The 18964-nt window shown below is 60.3% G+C and carries 20 protein-coding genes; 2 read left to right on the top strand and 18 right to left on the bottom strand.

All coding sequences use genetic code 11. The features are described 5' to 3' along the window. Position 1: 1 nt before the first annotated feature. The 17 genes from BMZ63_RS11850 to BMZ63_RS11770 form a co-directional block, all read right to left on the bottom strand. Positions 2-757 carry an ABC transporter ATP-binding protein gene (locus BMZ63_RS11850; protein WP_227663576.1) on the bottom strand — a complete coding sequence of 252 codons (756 nt, stop codon included), beginning with the start codon at positions 755-757 and terminating at the stop codon, positions 2-4. 10 nt (positions 758-767) lie between these two features. Further along, positions 768-1493, bottom strand: coding sequence for a 3-oxoacyl-ACP reductase FabG (gene fabG, locus BMZ63_RS11845; protein ID WP_091705771.1), 726 nt, complete (start codon positions 1491-1493; stop codon positions 768-770). After that, on the bottom strand, positions 1490-1966 hold the full coding sequence (locus tag BMZ63_RS11840; protein WP_091705770.1) for a hotdog family protein: 477 nt from the start codon (positions 1964-1966) through the stop codon (positions 1490-1492). The genes fabG and BMZ63_RS11840 overlap by 4 nt, the downstream gene beginning before the upstream one ends. Positions 1967-1980: 14 nt before the next feature. After that, the gene (locus BMZ63_RS11835; RefSeq protein ID WP_091705768.1) at positions 1981-3150 is read right to left on the bottom strand and encodes a beta-ketoacyl-ACP synthase; all 1170 of its coding nucleotides are present in this window, start codon (positions 3148-3150) and stop codon (positions 1981-1983) included. Continuing rightward, positions 3147-3770, bottom strand: coding sequence for a DUF3261 domain-containing protein (locus BMZ63_RS11830; protein WP_177187076.1), 624 nt, complete (start codon positions 3768-3770; stop codon positions 3147-3149). Before BMZ63_RS11830 ends, BMZ63_RS11835 begins: the two co-directional genes overlap by 4 nt. Next, entirely contained in the window at positions 3763-4998 is a 1236-nt protein-coding gene (locus BMZ63_RS11825; protein ID WP_091705765.1) for an NAD(P)/FAD-dependent oxidoreductase, read from the bottom strand. The genes BMZ63_RS11830 and BMZ63_RS11825 overlap by 8 nt, the downstream gene beginning before the upstream one ends. Next, a complete protein-coding gene (locus BMZ63_RS11820) occupies positions 4995-7298 on the bottom strand; it encodes an MMPL family transporter (RefSeq protein ID WP_091705764.1) in 2304 nt (767 codons plus the stop codon). Before BMZ63_RS11820 ends, BMZ63_RS11825 begins: the two co-directional genes overlap by 4 nt. Positions 7299-7328: 30 nt before the next feature. Next, positions 7329-7937, bottom strand: a complete 609-nt coding sequence (locus BMZ63_RS11815) for a LolA family protein (protein WP_091705762.1) — start codon at positions 7935-7937, stop codon at positions 7329-7331. Then, positions 7934-8353: an acyl-CoA thioesterase gene (locus BMZ63_RS11810; protein ID WP_091705761.1), complete on the bottom strand. Its 420-nt coding sequence runs from the start codon at positions 8351-8353 to the stop codon at positions 7934-7936. Before BMZ63_RS11810 ends, BMZ63_RS11815 begins: the two co-directional genes overlap by 4 nt. Before the next feature lie 28 nt (positions 8354-8381). After that, on the bottom strand, positions 8382-9917 hold the full coding sequence (locus tag BMZ63_RS11805; protein WP_091705759.1) for an HAL/PAL/TAL family ammonia-lyase: 1536 nt from the start codon (positions 9915-9917) through the stop codon (positions 8382-8384). Next, a complete protein-coding gene (locus tag BMZ63_RS11800) occupies positions 9917-10885 on the bottom strand; it encodes a lysophospholipid acyltransferase family protein (protein ID WP_091705757.1) in 969 nt (322 codons plus the stop codon). The genes BMZ63_RS11805 and BMZ63_RS11800 overlap by 1 nt, the downstream gene beginning before the upstream one ends. Then, on the bottom strand, positions 10882-11634 hold the full coding sequence (locus BMZ63_RS11795; RefSeq protein WP_091705755.1) for a glycosyltransferase family 2 protein: 753 nt from the start codon (positions 11632-11634) through the stop codon (positions 10882-10884). The genes BMZ63_RS11800 and BMZ63_RS11795 overlap by 4 nt, the downstream gene beginning before the upstream one ends. Next, positions 11634-13397 (bottom strand): ApeI family dehydratase, encoded by a 1764-nt coding sequence (locus BMZ63_RS11790; protein ID WP_091705753.1) that lies wholly within the window; start codon positions 13395-13397, stop codon positions 11634-11636. Before BMZ63_RS11790 ends, BMZ63_RS11795 begins: the two co-directional genes overlap by 1 nt. Then, positions 13390-13941 (bottom strand): COG4648 family protein, encoded by a 552-nt coding sequence (locus tag BMZ63_RS11785; protein ID WP_091705751.1) that lies wholly within the window; start codon positions 13939-13941, stop codon positions 13390-13392. Before BMZ63_RS11785 ends, BMZ63_RS11790 begins: the two co-directional genes overlap by 8 nt. Before the next feature lie 68 nt (positions 13942-14009). After that, positions 14010-14270 carry a phosphopantetheine-binding protein gene (locus BMZ63_RS11780; protein ID WP_091705749.1) on the bottom strand — a complete coding sequence of 87 codons (261 nt, stop codon included), beginning with the start codon at positions 14268-14270 and terminating at the stop codon, positions 14010-14012. Continuing rightward, positions 14263-15057 (bottom strand): lysophospholipid acyltransferase family protein, encoded by a 795-nt coding sequence (locus BMZ63_RS11775; protein ID WP_244888400.1) that lies wholly within the window; start codon positions 15055-15057, stop codon positions 14263-14265. Before BMZ63_RS11775 ends, BMZ63_RS11780 begins: the two co-directional genes overlap by 8 nt. Further along, complete coding sequence (locus BMZ63_RS11770; protein ID WP_091705745.1) at positions 15021-15797, bottom strand: beta-ketoacyl synthase chain length factor; 777 nt, start codon at positions 15795-15797, stop codon at positions 15021-15023. The genes BMZ63_RS11775 and BMZ63_RS11770 overlap by 37 nt, the downstream gene beginning before the upstream one ends. Before the next feature lie 233 nt (positions 15798-16030). On the opposite strand from BMZ63_RS11770, the gene BMZ63_RS11765 reads away from it, so the two are divergent. Then, entirely contained in the window at positions 16031-16762 is a 732-nt protein-coding gene (locus BMZ63_RS11765) for a 4'-phosphopantetheinyl transferase family protein (RefSeq protein WP_177187075.1), read from the top strand. A 14-nt stretch (positions 16763-16776) separates the two neighbouring features. Here BMZ63_RS11765 and BMZ63_RS11760 read toward each other — a convergent pair whose 3' ends face one another. Beyond that, complete coding sequence (locus BMZ63_RS11760; RefSeq protein ID WP_091705742.1) at positions 16777-18066, bottom strand: M18 family aminopeptidase; 1290 nt, start codon at positions 18064-18066, stop codon at positions 16777-16779. A gap of 105 nt (positions 18067-18171) precedes the next feature. On the opposite strand from BMZ63_RS11760, the gene BMZ63_RS11755 reads away from it, so the two are divergent. After that, positions 18172-18654 carry a hypothetical protein gene (locus BMZ63_RS11755; RefSeq protein ID WP_091705741.1) on the top strand — a complete coding sequence of 161 codons (483 nt, stop codon included), beginning with the start codon at positions 18172-18174 and terminating at the stop codon, positions 18652-18654. Positions 18655-18964 lie beyond the last annotated feature (310 nt).

Below are 18964 nucleotides of genomic sequence, written 5' to 3'. Positions count from 1 at the left end.
ATCAATCCCTCAACTCCCGGGTGGTGAGCTCCAGAAACAGCGCCTCCAGGCTGGATTCGCGTCGTCTCGGCGTGGGCGGGGCCTCGGCCAGAAGTTCAGTCAGCGGGCCGTTACGCAGGATCTGGCCATGGTCCATGATCGCCACCCGATCGCACAATTCCTCCACCTCTTCCATGTAGTGGGAGGTGTAGATGATGGTGGTGCCTTCACGCCCCAACTGGCGGATGGTTTCCAGAATAAAATGCCGCGAATGGGGGTCAATCCCCACCGTTGGTTCGTCCAGCAACAACAGGCGTGGCTGGTTCAGTAAACCAATGGCCAGGTTCAGCCGGCGCTTCAGGCCGCCCGAGAGCTTGCCGGCACGGCTGCCCAGCCGCTCGCCCAGGCCGGTCCTGGCCACGGCGCTTTGTATTCTGGACTCGATCTGAGCTTTTGGCACACCCTGAACACCGGCAAAAAAGGCCAGATTCTCCCGCACGGTCAGCGGGTGGTAAAAGGCATACTCCTGAGGCACCAGCGCCAGCCGGACGGCCGGGCGGCTGGCCGGTGTGGACCAGTCACGGCCATCGATAAACACACGGTCCGGAGGACAGGGAATCAGACCCGCAAGAATGGACAGAAACGTGGTTTTACCAGCGCCGTTTGGCCCCAGCAGGCCAAAAACCGACCCCTCCGGCACCTCCAGATCGATTCCCTTGAGCACCGGCGTGGCCGACGAATAGCCGAAAGCCAACTGACGAACAGAGATCACAGACACGCCGGCTCCATCAACAAATACCACCGTTGACGGACAGCACCTGGCGGGTGATGTAACCGGCATCTTCCGACATCAGAAAACTGATGGCCGCCGCCACTTCCTCAGGCTTGCCCAGCCGCTGGCTGGGGATCATTTTCCGGGCTTCTTCGACCGGCAGGTCGTCCACCATGTCGGTTTCGATGAGACCCGGTGCCACGCAATTCACGGTGATCCTGCGCTTGGCCAGTTCCAGGGCCAGCGCCTTGGTGGCGCCAATAATGCCCGCCTTGGCCGCGCTGTAATTGACCTGTCCCCGGTTACCGATCAGCCCGGAAACAGACGAAAGGGTGACAATCCGGCCCGGCTTGCGTCGGCGCACCATGGGCATGATCAACGGGTTCAGTACGTTGTAGAAACCGTCCAGGTTGGTGCGCATGACCAGATCCCAGTCGTCGCCGGGCATGGCCGGGAAGGCGTTGTCCCGGGCCACACCGGCGTTGCAGACCACGCCATAATAGGTGCCATGGGCCTCGATATCGTCTGTCAGTACCTGGGCCACCTGCTCGCGATTGGCAATATCAAACTGCAGGACTCTGGCCTGTTGTCCAAGCGCTTCAATGTCTTTCCTGACCTCCCCGGCCATACCGGCTTCCCGCCGGCAATGCAGAACAATATCAAATCCGTCCCGGGCCAGACGCAAGGCGGCTGCGCGCCCGATGCCCCGGCTTGAGCCGGTAACCAGTACCGTGTGTGTCATGGCTGTTCTCCGTAAAACTGCGTGGAATCGTCCGGTTCGTAAACGGTCAGCCGGCCCCGGGCGTCAAAAGCCTGGCCCTGTGGCGGATGGCATACCAGCGAACCTTCAAACATCGCCAGGCCATTATCGGCCACACCGATACGCTCGACCCTGAGAGTCAGCACACTGCCGACCTTAAAAGCTGGTCGCTCGGACTGATACCTGCGTGAACCGGTCAGAAACCCGATTCTGGCCGCCCCGGCGCCCTGGCCGTTAACCGCTCCCATAAATGCCGCCGCGGCCTGGGCCAGGTATTCCAGGCCAACCCAGGCGGGCACTTGACCATCGCTCTGAAACAGACTCTCGGCGGTGATGCGGGCCCGGGCCTCCAGCCAGTCGTCACCCAGGCCGGTGATCGCATCCAAAAGGCTCATCCCGCCCCGGTGCGGTACCAGTTGCTCAACAGACGGATAATCCCGGGCGTCGGCGCTCATCGTTAATCAGCCTGTCAGCCCGCGGCACTGAGAATCAGCGCGATGTTGTTGCCACCGAAGGCAAAGGAGTTGCTCAGTATATGGCGGGGCGCACCCGGAAGGGTTTCCCCGGGACCAACCAGAGGCAGCCGGGGTAAACGGTCGTCGACCTCGCCATCCCACCAGTGAGCGGGCATGCGCCCCTGATCGACCAGCGTCAGCCAGCCGAAGGCTGCCTCCAGAGCACCGGCAGCGCCCAGGGTGTGCCCGGTCAGGGGCTTGGTGGAACTGCAGGGCGGCGGCGTTGGGAAAATGCCCGCCACCGCCTTGCTTTCCATGCTGTCGTTTTGCGGCGTGGCCGTACCGTGCAGATTGATGTAGCCGATGTCGTCCGGCCGGAGGCCAGCATCAGCCAGAGCGGTCTCGATCGCACGGCGAGCACCCTCACCTTCCGGGTGAGGAGCTGAAATATGGTGAGCGTCCGAGGTTTCACCGACCCCACTCAGCCGCACCGGGCTGGCCTCGCGGGAAACAATGAACAGGCTGGCCGCCTCCCCGATATTGATGCCGTCACGGTTCCGGCTCATGGGATTGCAAATGGACGCGCTGACAGAATCCAGCGCGCCAAAGCCGTTCACGGTCAGTTGGCAGAGCGTGTCGACACCGCCGCAGATGACCGCGTCACAAATACCGCAGTCCAGCAGGCGCCGGGCGCTGGCCAGGGCCTTGGCACTGGACGAGCAGGCCGTTGAAAGGGTGGTTGCCGGGCCGGCCAGGTTCAGGTGACTGGCCAGAAACTGCGCTGGCGCCCCGATTTCCTGCATGCGGTAGTGGTACCGCTCCGGCAAGCCTCCGTCCTGCTCCCCGGCGAAGGCCTGCTCGGCATCGCCGATGCCCGAGGTACTGGTGCCCAGAACCACGCCAATACGATGAGCCGGAAGGCTGGACTGCAAACGTTCAATGTCTGGCTGCAACTGCTCAAGCGCTTTAAGAAGCAGGCGATTGTTTCGGCTGGCGTGCTTACCCGCAAGCTCTGGCAGGTCCCCATCAATCACTCCCAAAGGCAGCGTCTTGCCGGGACTGAATGCGTCGGTGAACGTCAAAGGCTTCTGCTCACTGGCCAGAAGCGCCTTGGCGACCTGATCGGTGGTTTCGCCCAGCGCGCAGACAACAGCGGGTTTGTGCAGGTACACAGGGGCAGTCATTGTCCCGCCTCGTGGTTGCTGTCCGGCCCGGACCCGGCCGTGACATCCTTGATTTTCAGGGTTTCTATGGTCATCTCCAGCGCCATCCGGTGGTGCGTAATGGTCAGCTCGGAGCCGGCCCCGGGGCCGTCAAAATCGGCCGCGTACTTTACCATTACCAACAATTCATCCTCAAGACGAAGGCTTCGCTGCCGGTCGCCCTGCGCAAACACCCAGGGCCCGGTGTACGCGGCCTGTAAAACCTCCGCCGGCCAGTACGCCAATTGCAACTGCGACAACAACCAGCGCGCCGGAATCTCCCGCTTAACCTTGTCGCTCTGCCAGCGCCGAATGTCGTCACCCTCATGGACAATATCCATCAGACGCTGCCCGGTGAGAGTGAAACCCGTCATCCGTGTCTGCTCCGGCGTGAAGCTGGCCACCACCATCATGTGATGTTTCCGGCCATCCATCTGCAGTGTCATGCGCTGGTTCAGTTGTACGGACAAGCCACTGGAACCCGGTTCCAGCAACGGCGGCGTGGCAGGCCCCCGATGCACCCCGAGGGTCTGACAGCCGGCCAGTGCGGCCATTGCCGTCAGTACCAGCACCCGACAAAGCATGGACAACCGATCAGGCACGACACAACTCGGCAAGAGTCGCCAGGCGTCGGCGACTTTCCGCCACGTAGGGGTTCTTGGTGTCCCAGGCATAGCCGGCAAGGATGGAGGAAATCATCTGTTTGACCGAATCCGACGGGTTCTCGGCAAACACCACATCCTGGAAAGTGCCCTCGTACCAGGCCTCCACGTATGTCCGGAAGGTATCCACGCCGGTCATCAACGGCCTGGCGTAATCACTCTGCCAGTCCACGGCTTCACCGCTAAACTGCCGGTGCAGGGCGTCGGCCGCCAGGCTGGCCGATTTCATGGCGATGGTGACACCGGAGGAGAAAACCGGGTCCAGGAACTCGGCGGCATTGCCCAGCAACGCATAGTTGTTGCCCGCCAGGTGCTTGACGTTGCACGAGTAACCACGAATCTCCCGCGCCGGCGTATCCCATTCGGCGTTAGCCAGCAACGTGGACAGGTTCGGGTCTTCTCCGACAATTTCCCGTAACACGTCCATGGGCTCACCGTCCCGGCTCTCGATGAACTCTGGCCGGGCCACCACGCCCAGAGAACAACGGCCATCGGCAAAGGGAATCAACCAGAACCACACGTCCCGGCGTTCGGGGTGCACGGTAATCAGGATCTTGTCCCGGTCATGCCCAGGGTGGTCAATGTTGTCCTGCACATGGGTAAACAGCGACATGCGCACCGGGAACTCGGACGGTGTCTCCAGATCCAGCAGGCGGGGCAATACCCGGCCAAAACCACTGGCGTCCAGAACGAATCCGGCTCGCGCCTGGTACTCTTCACCTTCGTCGGTGCGCACTTTCAGCCAGGGGCGCTCGTCGGTAAAGTCGGCCTCGACAATTTCATGGCCGTAGCGGACCTCGGCACCTTGCTTCTCGGCCTCCTGGGCCAGGATATGGTCAAAGCGGGCCCGCTGAACCTGAAAGGTAGTACCCCAACCGGGCGAGAATTTCTCGCGGAAATCAAATGCCGAATTTTTACCGTCGTAATGGAAGGCGGCGCCATTTTTGTACTGAAAACCGCCCTGCTCAATTGCCGAGACCATGCCGGCTTCTTCAAGGAATTCCATGCACTGGGGTAACAGGCTTTCACCGATGGAGAAACGGGGGAAATGCTGCTTTTCCAGAATAGTGACCGGGTAGCCGTGTTTGCGCAGCAAAGCTGCCGCAACCGCACCGGAGGGGCCTGCGCCGATAATAATGATGTCCGTGTCCAGATCCTTTGTTTTCAACGCTGTGTTCTCCTCTGAAGTACAAACGCAATCAACCACGCCAGTGCTATGCCCGGCAAAACCGTCATACCGTAATGATGTAACACCGGTGTTTCACTCAGTGCGAGCAGACCAAACGCCAGCAACGAGGTGGCGGCCGACAGGGTGACCGCCTCCCAGGCATGGGACTGCCCATGACTCTCCCGGACAAAAATACCGATATCCAGGCCAATGCCGAGAATCAGCAGGGTCGCCAGCAGATGAAACAGGTTGAGCGGCTGACCAAACGCCGATAATAGCCCCAGGGTCATCAGGGTTGCCAGTGCCGGCGGCAAAATCACCCGCCAGCATTGCCAACGATAACGCACAATCAACACCAGTAGCACCAGACCATAGGCGAGCGCCAGCCACTGGCCAAGCGTGCCACGGTAATCCGCCAGCAACTGTGAGGTCTGCCTGACCCGGTCGACAAAGCGAACGCCGTCCAGACTTTCCGCGAGCTGCTGCAGTTCGTCATAGACATCCCCGGAAGCAACCGCGCCAAGACTGATCAAGGCGGCGGGAGATTCCTGCTCATCACCCGCCAGCCAACGGACAGCCAGTACACCGGCCACCGGGGTTTGCGCCAGCTTGTCCGGGGTCAGCCACGCCTGCGGTCGTTGCTCGAAGCTTGCCTGACTCCGTTGTGCCAGCTGCTCCGGCATGCCAAGGCGGTCAAACAGTTGTGCCGGCAGGCCGGCTTGATAAATCGAAGCCTCCACCAGCGCCCGGTAGCGGCGCTGGCGATCAATAGAGGGCACCAGATCAGATGCCGCAAGGTAGGACTGCAGGCGGCCATCGGCCACCCATTTGTCGAGGGTCTTGCGAACCTGTTCCTCGCGCTCGAGCACCTGCTGGACCGAGCGCCCCTCCACCAGCAGGAACCGGGCGCTGCCGGTATTCCGGCTGAGCGCCTGGATCGTCTGTTCCTGGGCCACCAGCTCCGCCGGAGAGGACTGCAGTGCCGCCAGGCGGTCGTCAAAATGCACCCGGGGAATACCGGCAAACGCCACCGCCGCCACGACCACAAGTGCCAACAGGAGCAGCAGGCGCCCCCCTGCCAGCTTGTCCAGCCAACCGGCCAACGGCCCCGGCCTTTCAGGTTTCGCAAAGTATCCGGTCAGCGGTGGCAACCAGAACACCACGGTCAACCAGGCTCCGGCCAGACCTGCCGCCGAAAACACGGCAATTTGCTGCAAGCCCGGAAACGGGGTCAGGGCCTGTGCGCCATAGGCCAGGCAACTGGACACCAGTCCCAACCCGATACCCGGCAGAATCGGCCCGATGCGCCAGGCTCTGCGCTGGCGGGCATAACACAGGTAATGGAAGGCGTAGTCGACCGACACCCCCACCAGGCTCGCACCAAAAGCCAGCGTCACCAGATGCACCCGGCCAAACACCATCAGGGTGGTCGACAACGCCACCAGCAGACCGACGCCGACACTGACCACCGGCAAAAGCACATAAGGCAATGAGCGGAACTGCCATAGCAGCAGGAGCAGGATGGCCAGCACGGACCCAATGCCAATGGTGGACAGCTCCCCCTTGGCCTGCTTGGCCCCCGCCGCGGCATGGAAGACCAGGCCGGAGCGCAGAATTTCAGTGACCTCAGCGCTGCCCTCCAGCCCCTGCTCGGCCCCGGCCACCGCCTCAAGCACCCGTTTCTGGGTTCGCTGATCAAAGGCATCTCCCTGGAAGGATGCCGTAATGACGCGATAGTGCCGCTCGTTGTCCCGGGCGAACAGGCCATGTTCATCCAGTGCAAAACCACCAGCCGGAGTCAGGCTGTCCAGCCAGTGCCCCAACAGATTGAGCGGGTCGTCCACGGCCGAGGCCGGGCGCGGCCGGCCAACGGGGTTCACCAGTTCCCTGGCCGCACGGGAGACCAACTGTTCAGCCTCGCCCGCTGCCAGCTTTTGGACGACCGGGTCCGGCAGCAACTGGTAACGGTAAGGCTCGTACACGTCCGCCAATGCGGATAGCGAGCCCGACGACGGGCGGGTGCTGACCCGGTCGAAAACATCGGACGCCGCCAAATCGCCGGCAACTCGATCGGCCTGCTCCCGCAAGGCGGCACGATCAGTCTCGTCACCGCCAATCAGGAACAGAACCCGATTGGCAACCAGGCTGTCCATGCGCCGCAGGGCTTTTTCAACCACCGGTTGCTGCTTGTCCTGGGGCAGCAGCGCCAGGATGCTGGTGTCAAAGCTACCGGACGACACCCGGGTAACGAGCTGCAGCATCAGCAATGCCACCACCAGCACCCAAAAAAGGGCCGGCAAGGATTGTATTCGGCGGTTGGTGATCACGGATCAGCGGGCTTTGACATCGTGCAGGCGAATTTCGGTGCGGTCGCCGTTGGTCTCTTCCAGCACCAGTTGATTCAAATAGTCCTTGCCCTGCAACTCCACCCGCTTCAGGTGAGACTTCAGCATGTCGCCCTTGGGCTTCAGTTCAAAGCGCCAGGGGGCTTCTTTTTGGAGGGTGTGGATGCTGAAGCGTTCCGACAATGCCTGCCAGTCACCACCAAATATGGCGAAGAACACCTCGCTAATGGCCTGTGTCATGGGCTGGTCGTCCACATCCATGCGCATGACCACTTCGCCATCCTGCTCCTCAACAATTTCTTCGCCACTGATTTTCAGCAGCGTGGCCACTGGCTTTTGAATATTCCAGACCAGTCCGGTGTCCGCATCGAATTCGAAGCGGCCGCTGGAATCGAGGGTCGTGTCCAGATCGGCAATGTACTTGCCCTGCTCAAACGAGCCCTCCAGGGACTGAACATCGGTCTGATCCCCCAACAGATTTTCCAGATCAGAGATGGAAGCCACGTCACCTTCAGAGGCGGCAACCGGCATCGCCACTACCATGCAAAAAAACAACGCAGCGGCAATGTTCGACAAACTCTTGAACGCTTTCATGGGGTTACTCCCTGGAGACGGGCGACTTTGTCCAGCAGTACTTGCGGCGAGGCAAAACACATTTCCCAGTTCGAGATATCCAGCGCCACCTGCACGGTGTGGCCCCGGGTAAGCCGTTCTCCGGTCTCGACATCGGTGATCAGGTAGTCGATCTTCAGCCGGTTTTCCCATTCTTTCAGGATGGCCCGCACATTCAGCACCTGGTTATACCGGGCCGGCCGGGCATAACGCAGGTGCATGTCGATCACCGGCCAGGCATAGCCGGACTCACGCATGCGATGGTGGTCATAATCGAGCTTGTCGAGCAATTCACAACGGGCAATCTCGAAATACTTCACATAATGGCCATGCCAGGCAATTTCCATGATATCAATATCATGGAAGGGAATCTTGACCTGGGCATCTGCATATATCATCGCGGGACGGCCTCCGGATTTTCGGGGGTTATGTTGACGGATACAGCGACCATTCCCGTTTCTGGATACGGTCAATCAGGGTACGCAGTTCCTGATCCAGGGCCCGGTCCTCGGTCAGTTTGCGACTGCTCTCGCGCACGGACTGCAAAGTACCCAGCAGTTCCTCACCGATGCTGTCACGGCTCAGGTCACCGGCTTCAAGACGCAATTCAAGGCCCTGGGTCACCGCAAACAAGGCGGAGGCGGTAACCTGCTCGGTCAACTGCAACACCCGCAGGCAGTCGCGGGCGGCAATGGTGCCCATGCTGACTTTGTCCTGGTTATGGCACTCGGTGGAACGGGAGAAGACGCTGGCCGGCATGGTCAGCTTCAGGGCCTCGGCGGTCCAGGCCGAAGCGCCGATCTGAACCGCTTTCAGACCATGATTGATCGCCCTGCGCTCACCGCTGGCGCCGGACAGGTTGGCCGGCAGGCCATGATTGAATTTCACGTCCATCATCTGGGCCATCTGCCGGTCCAGCAGGTCGGCAATATTGGCCACGGCGGTTTTCAGGGAATCCATGGCGGCGGCGATGTGGCCACCGTAGAAGTGACCACCGTGCAGCACGTGTTTGCCTTCGGCATCAATGATCGGGTTGTCATTGGCGCTGTTCAGCTCATTCTCGATGAACTGGCGCAGCCACGGCAGGGAATCTTCCAGTACACCGATCACATGGGGCGCACAGCGCAGCGAGTAGCGGTCCTGCAGGCGGTTCGGGTTGCGCGGTGGCTCTCCGGCGTGCAGGTCTTCGCGCAGACGTGCGGCCACGTTCTGCTGGCCCTGATGGGGTTTGACCGAAAACAGTACCTCGTCGTAATGGTGGGCATTGCCGTCCAGCACCAGCGTGGCCATGGCGGTGATGCGGGTGGCCAGGCGGGACAGGTATTCGGCCCGCTCGAACGCCAGGCAGGCCAGGCCGGTCATCACCGCCGTGCCGTTCATGATCGCCAGGCCTTCCTTGGGCTTGAGCCGCAGCGGTTCAATGCCCAGTTCCGCGAATACTTCGGCGGTGGGCCGGCGGTCGCCCTGCCAGTAAACCTCGCGCTCGCCACACAGCACGGCGGCGACATAGGACAGCGGCGTCAGGTCACCGCTGGCGCCCACGGAACCTTCCGAGGGGATCACCGGAACAACGTCCTTTTGCAGCAACAGTACCAGCTGTTCAAGCAGCTCGTAGGTTACTCCGGAATAGCCAAACGTCAGTGAATTCAGCCGGGCGGCCAGTACCGCTCGGCCCTGCATTGGGTCCAGCATGTCGCCAAGCCCGCAACCGTGGAAGGTGAACAAATGGTGCGGCAGCTCGGCCACCAGTTCCTCCGGGATCATGGTGGTGCAGGAATCGCCGTAACCGGTGGTCACCCCGTAGATGGCGCCATCCTCTTCCAGCAACTGTTCCAGAAACGCACTGCCCTGGCGAATGCGCGCGGCGAACTCCGGTGCCGGGCTCAGCATCAGTTCCTGTTCACCACGGGCGATGGCGGTAATGTCTTCAATGGTTATCGGATTTTCATCAAACGTGATCATCAGTCCGGACTTATCTCAGTGTTGGGGTCGGCATCGGCACGATGCCAGTAGGAATAGAAATTGAACCACTGCAGCGGCGCTTTCTGGCAGTAACCGGCCAGCAAATCGGCCCAGCGCTGCACGGTTTCCTCCAGGGCACTTTCCCGGTCACGCCTTGGCAGGCGAATGCGATCGGCAAAGTGGTCCATGTAAAGATCGAAAAATGGTTTGCCCCCGCGCTCCCGGCGCAGGCAAAAGATACTCAGTACCGGGCAGCGGAGAATGGACGCCAGAACAAAAGGCCCTTGTGGCATGTAACAGCGTTCACCCAGAAAAGACACTTCCGTCACATTACCCTGCCCGGATACCGGCGTGCGGTCACCGGCAATGACCAGAAACTCGCCATCATCGATTTTCTGTTTCAGCAGAATGGCGGTCGCCGGGCTGATCTCCGACACCTGGATGACATTCACGTGCGCTTCACTGTTGGCCCGGGACAGCATCTCGTTGAAGCGGGTGGCGTGGGCAGTGTGCATCAGCACATTGATGGTGACAGACACATTACGCTTGGCCAGCGCCCGGCAGATCTCCAGATTACCAAGGTGCGAGCCTACCATGACACAGCCCTGCCCCCGGCTCACCAGATCGTCGAAAACCTCGTGATTGTGGAAGGCCAGCGAATCCAGGGAAATATCACCCTGCCAGACCGCCAGTTTGTCCAGAATGCATTCCCCGAAATTCATGAAGTGACGATAGCTTTGCAGCAGCAGGGGCTGATCATCCCTCAACCGGTAGTCGGCGCGCATGTGCCTCAGGTATTCCAGCGACGCGTCGCGGGCGGTTTTTTTAAACAGGAAATAATAGAGAATCACCGGATACAGACAGATACGGAACGGCAACCGCCCGAACCAGCGATAAATGCCGAACATAAAGCGGATACCGCTGACGGCGCCGGCCTCGGAGACCGTGGACCAGTGCCTCGCTTTCATAGGGACAGTCCCTTGACCGGGCTACGGCGACCCAGCAGGCGCGGCAGGCGCCACAGCATGCCGAAGAACAGGCGGATATGCAGTTTGGTCAGCAGCCAGTTATCTTCAAACCCCCGGAAATGGGAAATGCCGTCGAGCGGATAACTGACCCGGGTCTTCGTTTGCACGACCCGGCCGCCGTTCCAGAACCATTTGACCAGTACTTCGGTGTCGTAATCCATGCGATCACCCAGCGACTCGGTGCGCAGCAACTGGCACACGGGTGCGAGGGGATACACCCGGAAGCCACACATGGAATCGCGGATTTCCAGCGAGAGCGTATTTATCCAGACCAGGATGTGGGTCAGGTAACGGCAGTAATAACGCACTCGCGGCACACTGTCGTCATAATCCGGCATGCCGGACACAATCGCATCCGGATGCTGACGGGACACCCCGATCAGCCTGGGAATGTCATCGGTGTTGTGCTGACCATCGGCATCAACCTGAAACGCATAGCCAAAACCCAGCTTCTCTGCCATCAGCAGGCCCACTTTGACGGCCGCCCCCTTGCCGCAGTTCTGCGGCAGGCGGGTCAGGTGTACCTGTTCATCCGCCCTCGCCAGGGTCTGAAGCACGTCGGCACAGACCGGCTCGCTGCCATCATCCACCAGCACCACCGGCAAATCGAGCGCGCGCACTTGCTGCACCGTCGTACCGATGGTGTCGGGATGATTGTAAACCGGTATAACCACGCAGAAATCGGACATCAAACAGGCTCCTGCACACCATCGAACACCATCCGCCCGGACGAGAACACCGTTTCCCCGTCATGGAAACGGAACTGCAACCGGCTGCGTTCCGGTTCCAGTGTCAAGGCCATGGACAGTTCCCGGCCGGGGCGGATGGGCTCCTGAAATTTTACCGCCTCCATTCTGGAGAAAGCGTTCCGGCATGCAAGCCGATCGCCAAAATACTTTCGGGCGAATGCTTCTGCCCAATTCAACTGGACGACACCCGGCAACACCGGAAATCCATCGAAATGCCCCTGAAAAAAGACCAGTTCCGGTGCCACCCGCAAACGCACACAGACCTGATGCTCTGTCTGCCACCAATGCTTGAGCACAACTGGATGACGTGTCGTTGCGTTTGCCGAGGCGGCCGCCGTTTTTTCAAACAACGTCTCCAGATAATACTGGGGAATCTTGCCCTGGGCGTTACGGGGCAGCTGTTCAACGAAACGCCAGCGACGGGGCAAAACCGGCGACTCAAAATGACCCGACAACCAGTTGCGTAATTCCCGGGTCAGTACCCTCTTTCCTTCTGTCTTCAGCCGATCCCGGGCAAAGGGCTCCAGCACTGCCACCACAGCGGTTTCGGTGCGTTTGCCGGTCAGCACCAGCGCCCGGACCTCCCGAACGGCCTCATGGTCCGATAACCGGTTTTCCATGGCCGACAATGACACCCGCTTACCTTCGATCTTGGCGATGCGGTCCAGGCGGCCGAGCAGGCGGAATCGCCGATGACTGTACACGTCGGCCCGATCGCCAGTTTCAAACCAGTCATCCTCCGCCAGCAGAGGCGATTTCAGTAACAAGGCCCCGGTATCCCGGTCACGGCTAACATCAATGCCTTCAAGGGTGGTCCAGACATCATCGATTGTCTGCTGGCGCCAGGCAATACCGCCGGTTTCAGAGCTGCCGAACAGCTCCGTGACCGGCACACCAAAGTAGCCGTGACCAAACTCACTGTGCCGATGCGCCAGCGGGGCCGTGGAAGACACCACCATGGCCCAATTGCCCGGAGCCCGCCCGCCGGGCTGATGTGGCCAGCGGGCCAGATGGGTGGGCGTGGTAACCAGCACACAGGACGACTCACCCTCCGCCAGTGCCAGAGCGTCTTCGGCATAACGGCAAACCTCGGACACAAACGGCCGGCCACCGGCCAGGGGCCATAATACCCGCCAGACCAGACCATAAATATGCTGGTGACTGACCGTACCAATCACCAGCGAACGGCCGGCCATGGCACCCCATTGCTGTTCGTGCATGCCAACTTCGGTGTCCAGCTGGCTTAGTGCCATGGGCACCATCTTTGGCGCCCCTGTGCTGCCGGAGGTCAGAACAATTACCGCCGGGTGTTCCGGATCAAGCGCTGGCAGCGTGCCGCCAGTCCCCTTCGGTTTGTCGGCAGGCGAAGAAATGACCGGCAAGCCGGGACGGTCATCAAACTCGCCGATGAACGCGCCAACGTGCCCGGCCACCAGATCAACCGTTGCTGGCAGCCGGTCTCCCATCAGCAGGGCGGTCTTGCCCGCGTACCACAGACCATACAAAGCGGCGGCAAACTCATAGGCATCGGTAAAATAGACGCCGACCCGGCTGGCCGGAACCTGCTCGGTGGCCGCCTGCCACGCCATTGCCCGTTGCCTGAAATCGGCCCGGGTCAACCAATCGTTGCCGCGGCGTGCCACAGGCCGCTCCGGTGCGGAATCGGCACAGAGTATCCGGGCAAGTCTTGGAGATTCAGTCATTGTGTTGACTCCGGAAAAACTGGCGGAACAACCACTCGCCGGCCAGTAACATACCCATCAGCAGATAACTGATCAGACCGTTATAAAGTGTCCATACCCAGTCGTCGGCATACACGGTCGCCGTCGCAATGGCCGCATTGGCAGCGAAAAAACCACACCAGATCACCGTGACCTTGCGGGTATAGGCCACGCCGGAAGCCGGAAGCTCGGGTTCCTGCAGGCGGGCCAGGCGTTCAATCACGGTCGGGGGGAAGCGCAGGCTCCAGGCGAACACGCAAAGCAACCCCAGACTGACCACCACCGGGTAGAACTTGACCCCCACAACCGATTGCTGAAGCCAGGACCAGCCCGTTAGCAACACGCAGGCAAGCAGCCACCACCAGCCGCTGCGCTGGCCCTTCAGGGCTCGAACGCCGTGTATCAGGGCGATCGGCACCAGCAACCAGATAGCGGCACCGGTTCCAAGGTGTTTCAGGGTGAGATAGACCGCTATTGGATACCCCACCGACAGCAGGCCAATCGCGACCTTTGGCAGCCAGTTCATAGATCCGGGCCCGGTCGGTTCAAACCTGGCAGGCAAGCCGGCCGGCTATCCGGCCCGGCGTTACCGGCTCAGGCGTTTTTGTGGCTGGCCACCAGTTCGGCAAGGCTGTCGATACTGGCAAAATGCTTGCGGGTTTCCTCGGAATCCGCCGTCAGTTTGATGCCGTAGCATTTCTGCAATGCCAGGCCCAGCTCCAGAGCATCGATGGAATCCAGCCCCAGGCCGTCAATAAACAGAGGCTCGGAGGAGTCGATGTCGTCCACGGTGACGTCTTCCAGATCCAGTGCGTCGATCACAAGCTGTTTCAGCTCGGTTTTCAGCTCATTCATGGTGAGCAGTCTCCCTGATGAAATAATCTTTTATGGTTGCGGTCAGTTGCCGCGACATAACGGAAGGTTTCCCCTCCCGATAGGGTGAAACATCCAGCTCCTCGTCCACCCGGAATTTCATATGCATCCGCCGCTCGGGCACCCGATACCACGGGGTATTTTTACCCAGCGCCGGCGGCGCGCAATCGATAATCACCGGTCTCAGGTTGTGGCCGGTTCTGATGGCAATGTTGGCCGCACCCCGCTGCAGTTGCATCGGCTCTCCCGGTGTTGTGCGCGTGCCCTCGGGAAACACGATCAGCGTGTTGCCCCGGGCAAACGAATCACTGGCAGCCCGGATGACCGCCCTGGGGTCATCGTTAGTGATGTAGCGGGCGGCCTTTACCGGCAAACTCAACAGCGGGTTCTTCAACAAACTGCTTTTAACCACGCAATCGGCCCGTGGCATGAACGACACTAGAAAGACGACATCAATCAGGGTCGGGTGGTTGGCAATCACCAACTGCCCCGGGCTGGCCAGGCGCTCGGCATGGCTGATCTCCACCGTCAGCGCGCCGAGCTTCTGCATTAACCCGGTAAAAAACCGGAAACAAAGATGAATCATGTACTTGACGAAGCGCTCACTGCGCAACTCATCCCGGATCAACCAGGAAACCGGCACCACCGTCAAGGTAAAAAGCAGGCTGCCAAGCCCGAACACCAGAAATGAAAAGCCGGTCGCCAGCACCCGCCAGAATCGCTCCAATGCCTTCATGGGCACGCCCGGGCACGCTTGCACCACTGCCACAAGCGCCTGTCTCCCTTCAGGTTCAGAACCCTTTCGTTACCATTCAACAGAAAACGCAGGAAACGGTCGACCTGGGCACTTTCGTCCCGGACCTCCGCCCCGCCGCCTGGCGCTTCACCCAGGGAAAAAGACAAAGGCACCGCCCCCGGGGTATCGGTCAATGCCAGCCGAAGCGCCAGGGCCTGAACCTCGGCCGTCTCCCGGTTAAATTCATCCAGGGGCTCCGGTAGCGGGTCGTCATAAAACACGCACAACACCTCACCACCAGGGTGTGCCGGGCTGGCCAGCTGGGCATAAGCCTCAAGCAAGGCCGCACACAGGGTGTCCGGGCCCGCCGAAATCGCCGTAATCGGGGAAAGCACCTTGTTGGCGATCGAGTGGATGCCGCCAATGGCGTTGTGCACCGACAGGCTGAAAGACGCCGGCGACAAGGGCGCCTGGGCCGCCAGTTCACGCATCAGCTTCACCGTTCGGCCCACCTCGCCATGGCGGGAGGCAAAAACCGTTGCCACCGGCTCCGGCCGTTGTTCGTCCAGCAACTGCCCCGCCGCCCAGAGCGCGGCCCGCCCCATCGGGCTCAGACGCCGGCGCAACATGGCATTAACCCATGGCAGTTCGGGTTTGTAACCGGCCTGCTCGCTGCTCGCACTACCCTCGGCCCAGGACAACCACTGGTCACGCTGCATTCGCTGCGGGGAGAATGCTGCCCAGTCACTGATGGCTATCTGAAAACTATCCATACCGAAGGTTGTTCCGTGCAAGACCTGCACGCGCCTAACGTGATTTGCGCGAAAATCAGGATTTTATGAAATTTTGGCAACCAATGCGCGCCGGTCGCGATTCTATCCCGCTATTTACACCGTCGCAACAAACGACCCACTCGGGTAACAATGTGTTACATTTGTGCGAAAAGCAGCGGTTGATTACCCTGTTCTCGCCACTTCAACCCTCCCGGATTCCGAGGATGCCCGCGGTGAAACAGCCCGACCGGCCCACCACCCGCCTTTTTCTTTGCCAGACCCCGGAGAAGGTGGGTCATCTTCCGGTGCAGTACCTGGGCGACAGTGAACGAATTCGCCTTGAACGCTACCGGGGCCAGCGTTACCGGGAATTCCTGCAATCACGCGTGTTATTGCGCGAGGCGCTGAGTGCCGTTCTGCCTGGCAAGCGGGCCGCCGGGGATTGGCAAATTACCGAAAGAGCGGAACAACCCCCACTCGTTGGCGACGTCCTGGAAATGGGGTGGCACTACTCTCTGTCCCACAGCCAGAACTGGATTGCCGTTGCCCTCTCCAATTCCGGTCCCTGCGGGGTTGACCTGGAATACCACCGGGCACGAGCAAACCTGGCGCAGCTGGCCGCGCACTGGTTTCACCCTGACGAGGCAAGGCAGCTGGCTTCGCAGTCTGGCAAAGCCCAACTCACCACCTTTTACCGACTCTGGACCCTGAAAGAAGCCCTGATCAAGAGCCGGAATACGTCCGTCTTCTCCGGGCTACTCGGCGGCAGCCGATTTGTTGCCATCGAAAAAAACGAGGCCGTCGCAACACCCTGCGCCAGTTACGTACAACTGCCGGGATTCCCGTTCAGCCTGGCTGTCGTGGTCAGGGGCAGTACGGCCCTGCACATAAGCCAGGGCTATCCACTGGCAAACGCCCGGAGCGCCGCCCCCAGGATAACCCGTTACCGGGTTATCGAGCACTGAGCGGCACGGGAGCTTCAGGCCACGTCCGGCCTCTCCATGAAGGCTTTCAGAACCCGGTAAAGCGTGAACCCGTCCTGAGTGCCAATCAGCTCCCGGATCGAATGCATAGCAAACTGAGGCACGCCAATATCCAGGGTGGTCACCCCCAGAGTACCGGCCGTCAGCGGGCCAATGGTACTGCCACATCCCATGTCACTACGCACCACGACGGACTGATGGGGCAAACCCAACTCGTCACTGATATGACGATACAGAGCCGCCGACCGGCTGTTGGTGGCATAGCGCTGGTTGTGATTGATCTTGATCACCGGACCCTGGTTCAGAATGGGGCCGTGGTTTTCGTCGTGCCGGTCCATATAGTTGGGGTGAATACCATGGGCGTTGTCGGCGGAAATCATCATGGAACGGGCAATCACCCGCGCCTTATCGTCACCACACCAACGCTCCAGCACATTCCCCAGGAACGGCCCCTGAGCGCCCTCGGCGGACATACTGCCCACCTCTTCATGATCGTTGCACACCAGCAGCGCGGGCTCGTCACCGCTTGCCTTCAACAACGACTGCAGACCGATGTAACAACTCAGCAGGTTGTCCAGCCTCGCCGAGGCCAGGAACTCTTCCCGAAGGCCCACCAGCGAGGCGCCCTGTGCATCGTAGAAACCGAGCTCGTAACCGAGTACCTTTTCCGCCGTTAATCCGCACTCACTGGCAACCTGTTGCTTCAGCAAATCGGCAAAGGAGGTGGTATCGGTTTCCGGCACCTGCATCATCACCGGCGGCAGATCGGTCTGGGCATTCACCGTGCGATTGCTGTTGGCTTCCCGGTCCAGGTGAATGGCCAGGCTGGGAATAATGGCCACCGGCTTTTTGAAGTTCACCAGAGTATCTTTAACCTGCCCTTCCTCATCCAGCACCGTGACACGACCGGCCAGCGACAGGTCCCGGTCAAACCAGGGATTGAGCAGCACCCCACCGTAGACCTCCACGCCCAGTTGGAAAAATCCCTTGCGGCGGATTTCCGGGTTGGGCTTCACCTTCAGGCAGGGACTGTCGGTGTGGGCACCCACCATGCGAATGCCGGCCTCCACCGGGCTTTTCTTGCCAGAGCGAAAGGCTATGATGGAGGACCCATTGCGGATTACGTAATACCCCTGCCCCTGTTCAAGAGACCAGTTATCACGTTCATCCAGCTGCTGAAAGCCAGCGGCATCCAGCCGGCTTTTCATGGTATTCACCGCATGCCATGGCGTGGGCGAACCGTCCAGAAATTCGATCAGGTCGTTATTGAAGTCAGTGTGTTCCATGATCTTCCCGATTGCATGATAATAGCGGCCACAGTATCGCACGAAACCGGATACCCATGGCGGTTTGGTGCGCTATCTGAACATTCAAAAACGCTGGAGTCCACTGTGTCGATCCCCCATTTTCTGGACATCGAATACTGTCAGACCGACGACGCCCTGTTTCCCACCGCCATCGCCTGGTCCCTGGCCGACGGCCGCATGAAAACCGTGGTGATCACCCCGGACGATGCCTGGCTGCCCGAAGATGGCGAATTGAGCGATTTGGATCTGCTGCACCTGGAGGAACAGGGGGTGCCGGTGCTTGAGGTGGTGCGCGAGCTGCACGAGGATTTACCAGACCTGACAGTGTTTGTGGATGGCATGGATCCGGACGAGATCCTGGTGGATATTCTGTTCAGTGCGGTCAAGCAGGAAGCGCCGTTCGAAATCGCGCCGGTGACCGAGTTGATCAAGGATCTGGACATCGAAACCCTGGAGGACCGGCGTCGGCAATTGATGTTCGAGGAAGGGCTCGAGCCGCAGCTGCCAGAGAATGGCGTTTATGCCCTGCTCTTGTTGGCTCGGGAAGAGGGTTATCTCGAGGGTTAACCAAGCTTACGGGCATGGTCAGATGAGACCTCTAATACGGAGCGGGTCAGGTAGGGCTTTTCTGGAACCGCTACGAGCACCCGCAAGCGGGTCCAGCCAGCAATCACAGATTGCTGTCGTTCGGCTGTCGCATGAAGCTTCGCTTCATAAACGCTCGGCCTCACCCATGTGCGCTTATTTCAGGCCATCCATGGCCTTCAAAATTCCAGAAAAGGCGATCCTGCACCACTCCTCGTGCAAACCTTAGGCTCCCAGCCCCATAGAGAAAAGCACGGCGTATAACCGTTTAGTATCGGCCCCTTCTTCCTGA

This window comes from Marinobacter persicus (assembly GCF_900114155.1).
GTDB lineage: Bacteria > Pseudomonadota > Gammaproteobacteria > Pseudomonadales > Oleiphilaceae > Marinobacter > Marinobacter persicus.
The sequence above is the reverse complement of the archived record's forward strand: the minus strand, read 5'-3'. Positions and strand labels throughout refer to the sequence as shown.

Bases quoted from the DNA above. Each gene is read 5' to 3' on its own strand.
- BMZ63_RS11790 (WP_091705753.1), bottom strand. From the start codon at position 13,397: ATGACTGAATCTCCAAGACTTGCCCGGATACTCTGTGCCGATTCCGCA.
- fabG (WP_091705771.1), bottom strand. From the start codon at position 1,493: ATGACACACACGGTACTGGTTACCGGCTCAAGCCGGGGCATCGGGCGC.
- BMZ63_RS11780 (WP_091705749.1), bottom strand. From the start codon at position 14,270: ATGAATGAGCTGAAAACCGAGCTGAAACAGCTTGTGATCGACGCACTG.
- BMZ63_RS11795 (WP_091705755.1), bottom strand. From the start codon at position 11,634: ATGTCCGATTTCTGCGTGGTTATACCGGTTTACAATCATCCCGACACC.
- BMZ63_RS11800 (WP_091705757.1), bottom strand. From the start codon at position 10,885: ATGAAAGCGAGGCACTGGTCCACGGTCTCCGAGGCCGGCGCCGTCAGC.
- BMZ63_RS11785 (WP_091705751.1), bottom strand. From the start codon at position 13,941: ATGAACTGGCTGCCAAAGGTCGCGATTGGCCTGCTGTCGGTGGGGTAT.
- BMZ63_RS11770 (WP_091705745.1), bottom strand. From the start codon at position 15,797: ATGGATAGTTTTCAGATAGCCATCAGTGACTGGGCAGCATTCTCCCCG.
- BMZ63_RS11805 (WP_091705759.1), bottom strand. From the start codon at position 9,917: ATGATCACGTTTGATGAAAATCCGATAACCATTGAAGACATTACCGCC.
- BMZ63_RS11840 (WP_091705770.1), bottom strand. From the start codon at position 1,966: ATGAGCGCCGACGCCCGGGATTATCCGTCTGTTGAGCAACTGGTACCG.
- BMZ63_RS11760 (WP_091705742.1), bottom strand. From the start codon at position 18,066: ATGGAACACACTGACTTCAATAACGACCTGATCGAATTTCTGGACGGT.
- BMZ63_RS11810 (WP_091705761.1), bottom strand. From the start codon at position 8,353: ATGATATATGCAGATGCCCAGGTCAAGATTCCCTTCCATGATATTGAT.
- BMZ63_RS11835 (WP_091705768.1), bottom strand. From the start codon at position 3,150: ATGACTGCCCCTGTGTACCTGCACAAACCCGCTGTTGTCTGCGCGCTG.
- BMZ63_RS11815 (WP_091705762.1), bottom strand. From the start codon at position 7,937: ATGAAAGCGTTCAAGAGTTTGTCGAACATTGCCGCTGCGTTGTTTTTT.